Source organism: Phytoactinopolyspora endophytica (genome assembly GCF_004138495.1).
GTDB classification, from domain to species: Bacteria; Actinomycetota; Actinomycetes; order Jiangellales; family Jiangellaceae; genus Phytoactinopolyspora; species Phytoactinopolyspora endophytica.
The window spans coordinates 32,114-37,938 of sequence record NZ_ML142863.1; the positions used below are offsets into that span (position 1 = coordinate 32,114).

At 66.3% G+C, this 5,825-nt stretch carries 5 protein-coding genes and 1 pseudogene; 3 read left to right on the forward strand and 3 right to left on the reverse strand.

The genetic code is table 11. The annotated features are described in order from the left end of the window. Positions 1-337: 337 nt before the first annotated feature. The 3 genes from ELR45_RS24360 to ELR45_RS24370 form a co-directional block, all read right to left on the reverse strand. Positions 338-1,159, reverse strand: a complete 822-nt coding sequence (locus ELR45_RS24360) for an ABC transporter permease (protein WP_129668785.1) — start codon at positions 1,157-1,159, stop codon at positions 338-340. A gap of 232 nt (positions 1,160-1,391) precedes the next feature. Further along, positions 1,392-2,351, reverse strand: a complete 960-nt coding sequence (locus tag ELR45_RS24365; protein WP_129668672.1) for an ABC transporter permease — start codon at positions 2,349-2,351, stop codon at positions 1,392-1,394. 106 nt (positions 2,352-2,457) lie between these two features. Continuing rightward, positions 2,458-4,023 (reverse strand): ABC transporter substrate-binding protein, encoded by a 1,566-nt coding sequence (locus ELR45_RS24370; protein ID WP_129668673.1) that lies wholly within the window; start codon positions 4,021-4,023, stop codon positions 2,458-2,460. A 463-nt stretch (positions 4,024-4,486) separates the two neighbouring features. Here ELR45_RS24370 and ELR45_RS24375 point away from each other — a divergent pair, with 463 nt between their 5' ends. The 3 genes and pseudogenes from ELR45_RS24375 to ELR45_RS42915 all read left to right on the forward strand — a co-directional run. Then, positions 4,487-5,476 carry a M23 family metallopeptidase gene (locus ELR45_RS24375; protein WP_129668674.1) on the forward strand — a complete coding sequence of 330 codons (990 nt, stop codon included), beginning with the start codon at positions 4,487-4,489 and terminating at the stop codon, positions 5,474-5,476. 47 nt (positions 5,477-5,523) lie between these two features. Next, positions 5,524-5,766, forward strand: coding sequence for an antitoxin (locus tag ELR45_RS24380; protein ID WP_129668675.1), 243 nt, complete (start codon positions 5,524-5,526; stop codon positions 5,764-5,766). Next, positions 5,763-5,825 (forward strand): annotated as a pseudogene (locus ELR45_RS42915) (VapC toxin family PIN domain ribonuclease); the annotation flags it as partial. The gene ELR45_RS24380 and the pseudogene ELR45_RS42915, both read left to right, overlap by 4 nt.

The following is a 5,825-nucleotide window of genomic DNA, read 5'->3' on the forward strand; positions in this document are numbered from 1 at the left end:
CGGAGCCCGACTCGCCGACGATCGCTAGCGTCTTCCCAGGCTCCACGTCGTATGACACGCCGTTGACGACGCGCGCCAGTCCGCGCCTCGTACGGAACCCGACATGCAAGTCCCGAACACTCAGCACCGGCTCCGTCACCTCGCCGCTCCCTGCTTCCCCAGTCACGCTCGGCTCCTCACTCACTCCGCGGACACCTGCGCTCGTCCCTCGCTACGCCGCCCACTCCACTCGCTCGTCACCTCGCCGTTCCCTGCTTCCCCAGTCACGCTCGGCTCCTCACTCACTCCGCGGACACCTGTGCTCGTCCCCCGCTACGCCGCCCACTCCACTCGCTCGTCACCTCGCCGCTCCCTTCCCCGAGAGCGCGGATCGCTGCCGTGGGTCCAGCACGTCGCGCAGGGCGTCTCCGAGCACGTTGAACGCCAGCACCGTCACGAAGATCGCCAGGCCGGGGAAGAGCGCCATCCACCACGCCTGCTCGATGAAACCCCGCCCTTCCGAGAGCATCCGTCCCCACGACGGGTCCGGGGGTTGCGTGCCGAGCCCGATGAAGCTCAATGCCGCTTCCGAGAGGATCGCGAAGGCCAGGCTGATCGTGGTCTGCACGATGATGGGAGGGGCCGCGTTGGGCAGCACATGCCGGAAGATGACGCGCGCGTCGCCGGCACCGCTCGACCGCGACGCCCGGATGAACACCTCTTCCCGTACGGTCAGCACGCTCGCCCTGGTGACGCGAGCGAATATGGGCGTGTACACGATCCCGATGGCGATCATCGCGTTCGTCTCCCCGCGGCCCAGGATCGCGAGGACCGCGATCGCCATGAGCAGCGCCGGGAACGCGAAGAGCATGTCCATGAACCGCATCAGAGCGTCGTCGATCCAGCGGCCGTAGTACCCGGCGAACAGCCCTATCAACACGCCCGCCACCAGCGAGATACCGACGGCCACCGCACCGACCCGGAGCGAGACCTCTGCGCCGAGCAGCACCCTGGAGAACACGTCCCGGCCGAAGTCGTCCGTGCCGAACCAGTGCGAACCCGACGGCGATTCCAGCTGATCGCCGACGAACTGCTCGTTGAACCCATACGGTGCCAGTGAGCCGCCGAACAGGCCGACGACGATCAGCGCCAGTAACACCAACGACGACGCGACCGCCATCGGGTTGCGGACCAGCAGATGAAGTGTCTCCACCCACCGCGCGCGGTGCTTTTCTCCGGCGACCGGCAGCGTGTCCAGCTGTTCATCGTCAGGCACGTCGCCGCTCCGCTCGCTCGTCACCTCGCCGCTCCTCTTTCCCGGTCACGCTCGGTTCCTCGCTCACTCCACGGACGGCTCCCATCCACAACCATCCTTGCGAGCACCGCCAGACGCCGGCCGCTCCGCTCGCTCGTCACCTCGCCGCTCCTTGCTCGTAGCTGATCCGGGGGTCGAGTTTCGCGTACGCCAGGTCGACGATGAGGTTCACGACGAGGAAGATCACCGCGAACAGCAGGACCGCGCCCTGCAGCAACGGGTAGTCGCGGGACTCGACCGCTATCAACGCCATCTGGCCCAGACCCGGCCAGGCGAAGACGATCTCGACGATCACGACGCCGGACAGCAGGTACGCGAGCTGAACGCCGCCGACGGTCACCAGCGGGACCAGCGCGTTACGGAGCACGTGCCAGGTCAGGACATCCCGGGCACGCATGCCCTTGGCCCGGGCGGTGCGGACGTAGTCCTGGCCCAGCGCTTCCAGAACCGAGGAACGTACGAACCGGGTCATGATCGATCCGCTCGCCACACCGGCCGTCACCGCGGGCATGATCAGGTGTCTGGCCCACTCCACCGGATCATCGGTCAAGCCCACATACCCGCCTGACGGCAGCCAGCCGAGAGTGCCGGCGAAGAGCAGGATGAGCATGATGCCCATCCAGAAGTCCGGAATGCTCAGTCCGGCCTGGCTGCTCACAGTCGCGAACCAGTCCATCGGCGAACGGGGTTTCAACGCCGACAGCGTGCCCAGCGGAATGGCGATGAGCAGCGCGACGACGATCGCCGCCGCCGCGAGCGACACCGTCGCAGGCACCCGTTCCGTGATCAGGTTCATCACCGGCTGACCGCTACGGAAGCTCACCCCGAGGTCCCCGGTCAAGGCCGACCCGATCCAGTTGAAGTACTGGATCACCAGCGGATCGTCCAGCCCGGCACGCTCCCGCATGGCCAGGTAGGTCTCCTCGGTGCCCCTGGTGCCCAGCGCCTGCCGGATCGGGTCGCCGGGCACCAGATGCATGATCGCGAAGACCAGGATGCTGACCCCGATCAGGACGATCACCGACTGGAACAGCCGGCGCACCACGTATCCGCTCAACGCTGCCTCCCACGACACCGAGGCGTGTGCCGTCGTCCTCCGTCACGCGCGCACCGCACGCCCCGGCATGCGCCGGACACGCTCAGGAACTCGGCCGGGCCCTGCCTCATTCCGGGAGCGTGACGTTCTCGAAGTTGATCGCCCGGTCCGGCCGGACCTCGTAGCCTCCGAGCCCGTCTGCCCATGCCTGCACGACGTCCGGGTTGTACAGGTAGAGGTAGCTGACGTCGTCGACGATCATCTCGGCGGCCTGGTCGTAAAGCCCCTTACGCGCGTCCTGATCCGTCTCGGTGGCCGCCTGCCCGAGCAGGTCGTCCACCTCGGGGTTGTCGTAACCCTGGGCGTTGAAGCCACCCTCGCTGTGGTGCTGAGCGTGGTAGAAGCCGAACGGGTCGAGGTTGCCCAGCCACGACCACATGAACGCGTCGAAGTCCCCCTCGGCTTGGCGGTCCAGCCAGGTGCCGTCCGGCTCCTGCTCGATGGTGACGTCGATGCCGATATCCCCGAGGTTCGCCTCGATCGCCTGGGCAGCCTGCACGCCCTCGGTGTCCTGCACCACCATCAGCCCGAGCTCCTGCCCCTCCTCGACACCGGCCGAGCTGAGCAGGTCGGCGGCCTGGTCCGGGTCGTGGTCGAACGGCGCGTAGTCGTGGTACCAGAAGTTGTCCTCAGGGATGGCGGTCTGGTTCACCGTGGCGGCGCCGAACTGCGCGACGTCGACCACCTGCTGCCGGTCTACGCCGTACGCCACCGCCTGCCGGGCCTCTACCTGGTCCCAGGGCTCCACCTCCTGGTTCAGCGCCAGGTACCAGTAATCGACGCTGGGCGAGACACCCACCTCGACGCCGTCCTCGCCCTGCAGGCTCTCGACCTGCTGCGGGGGGATGTTGTCGGTCCAGTGGATCTCCCCGGTCTCCAGCGAGGTCAGCGCGGTCGTCGCCTCGCCGATGTACCGGAACTCCACCTCGTCGATCGACGGCGCGCCATCGAAGTAGTCCTCGTAAGCGGTCAGTGTCACGCCACTCGCGGCGGGATCACCGAGCTCGAAAGGGCCGGTGCCGTTGGCCTCAGTGGCGAGATCGAGATCGTCGGCGGCACCTTCCGGGATGATCGCCGTTCCTTTGAAGCCACCGATGTTGTCTAGCAGAGCGGGCGTCGGCTCGCTCAAAGTGATGACGACCGTCTGCGGGTCCTCCGCGGTGATCTCCTCCACCGACGCGAACCGGTAGGCGTTGGCCATCTCGTTGTCGATGATGCGGTTGAACGAGTAGAGGACGTCGTCTGCGGTGAACTCCTTGCCGTCGTGGAAGACCACGTCATCACGCAGGTTGAACGTCCAGGTCAGGCCGTCCTCGCTTGTCGTCCAGTCGGTGGCGAGGCTGGGCTGGAACTCGCCTTCGGCGTCCGGCACGACGAGCGTGTCGTAGACGTTCTCCAGCACCTGGAAACTCGCGTAGGCGGACGTGTTGTGCGGGTCGAACTGATCGGGCTCGCCGGAGATGGCGGCGATCAGCGTCCCGCCCTGACCTCCACCCTCGTCCGCGCCGTTCTCGGCGTCGTCGCCGTCGACGGGTACGCCCTCGTCGTCGCCACCACAGGCGGCCAGGACCAATACGGCTGCGAAAGCCGTGGCGGTCAGCCTCCAGATGCCATCTCGCCGGAATCGCGCCATAGCTCTCATCACGCCCTCTCAGTTCTCTTCTTGTCACGCTCACGTACGGCGCGGCCCTCCTGACGCCTGCGTCAGGGCACCCGACAACGCTACATACCCCTTGCTTCGATCTCGACCCTTTCGAATCTCCGGGTGTGTCCGTCCACCTGCGCCCCGTGACGCCGAGCCATTGTTGCGGGACCGTTCAGTCCCTGTGTTGCCCCCGCCAGAAACTCTGTCCACAGGGCCTTAACCTGCACAGACAGCTAACACCGAACACTTATCCACATTCGCGGGCAAGCTACTGACATCACAGGTCGTATCGACGATGATCGACGCCATGGCATCTCATCATGTTGATTCAATGGATATCGACAGCAAGACGCCGCAAACCGGCCTTGACTTTCTCCAGTCGGGCTCAATGGCAGCCATGCCGAACGAGGCTTCGGAGAGGTGCGAGGCACGACGGGGCTTCCCTCGCAGAATGGCACGTGCGACGGGGCGTGTACTCGCTCTCGCGCTGGCAGCGTCCGCATTGATCGCCGCGCGTGGTCCGGAACAGTGGGAGATTCCCGTCGGTGCGCCCGGTGGACCGGCAGACATCGCGCAGGGCTTCGATCCGCCGGATCAACCCTGGCAGGCCGGCCACCGGGGCGTCGATCTGCGCGCGCCCGGCGGGTCCGAGGTTCGAGCAGCCGGCTCAGGCGAGGTCACCTACGCCGGGCTGCTGGCCGGACGCGGCGTGGTGGTCGTTCAGCACGGCGACGTCCGGACCACCTACGAGCCGGTCGATCCCGTGGTCACGGTGGGATCGACCGTGTCAGCAGGGGAACAGATCGGCGTGGTCGCGGAGATCGGCAGCCACTGCGCACCCGACTCGTGCCTGCACTGGGGAGCGATCGACGGCGACACCTACGTCGATCCATTGACCTTGGTCGATACCGTCACCAGGGAGATCCGGCTACTACCGCTCGGCGACCGCGCCCTCACCGAGGAGCCGCCACCTCCTCCAGACCCTCCTTCAGCGGACACGACGCTTGGCTGGCCGGTCGCGGACCCGTACGTGACGTCCCCGTACGGCATGCGCACGCATCCCGTCACCGGCGAGCGCAAGCTACACGACGGCACCGACTTCCGGGCCGCATGTGGGAATCCAATCCGCGCCTCGGCTGCGGGCGAGGTTTCCGGCCTCGGCAACAGGGGCGCGTACGGCTTGCAGATCACCATCGACCATGGATCGGTGGGCGGCACGGCCCTCACAACCTCGTACAGCCACCTCTCGCGGTTCGGCGTCGCCCACGGGCAGCCGGTGGCCAAAGGCGAGGTGATCGGCTGGGCCGGCACCACTGGCCTCTCCACCGGGTGCCACCTGCATTTCATGGTCTACACCGACGGGTCACTCACCGATCCGATGAGCCAGCTTCCGAACAACGGTACCGCCGCCCGCAAACAGACCCACGCGCTTGGCCGCTGAGCATTGGTCGAGCCCGCATACGCCCGTGATGTCGTAGCATCAGATGTATGCGCACCACATTGGATATTGACGACGATGTCCTCTTCGCAGTACGCGAACGGGCACGAAGGGAGAACAGCACGATGGGGAAGGTCATGTCCGCGCTGGCCCGACAAGCGCTGACCAGCACTAGTCGTGCCTCCAGCGAAGAAGAAGGCGAGGGTTTCCACGGATTCACACCGCTTCCGCACCGTGGTGTCACCGTGACGAATACCCTCATCAACCAGCTACGGGAGGAAGAACACGAGTGAAGCGCGCACTCCTTGACATCAATGTCTTGCTGGCACTCTTTGACAGTGACCATGCCGAC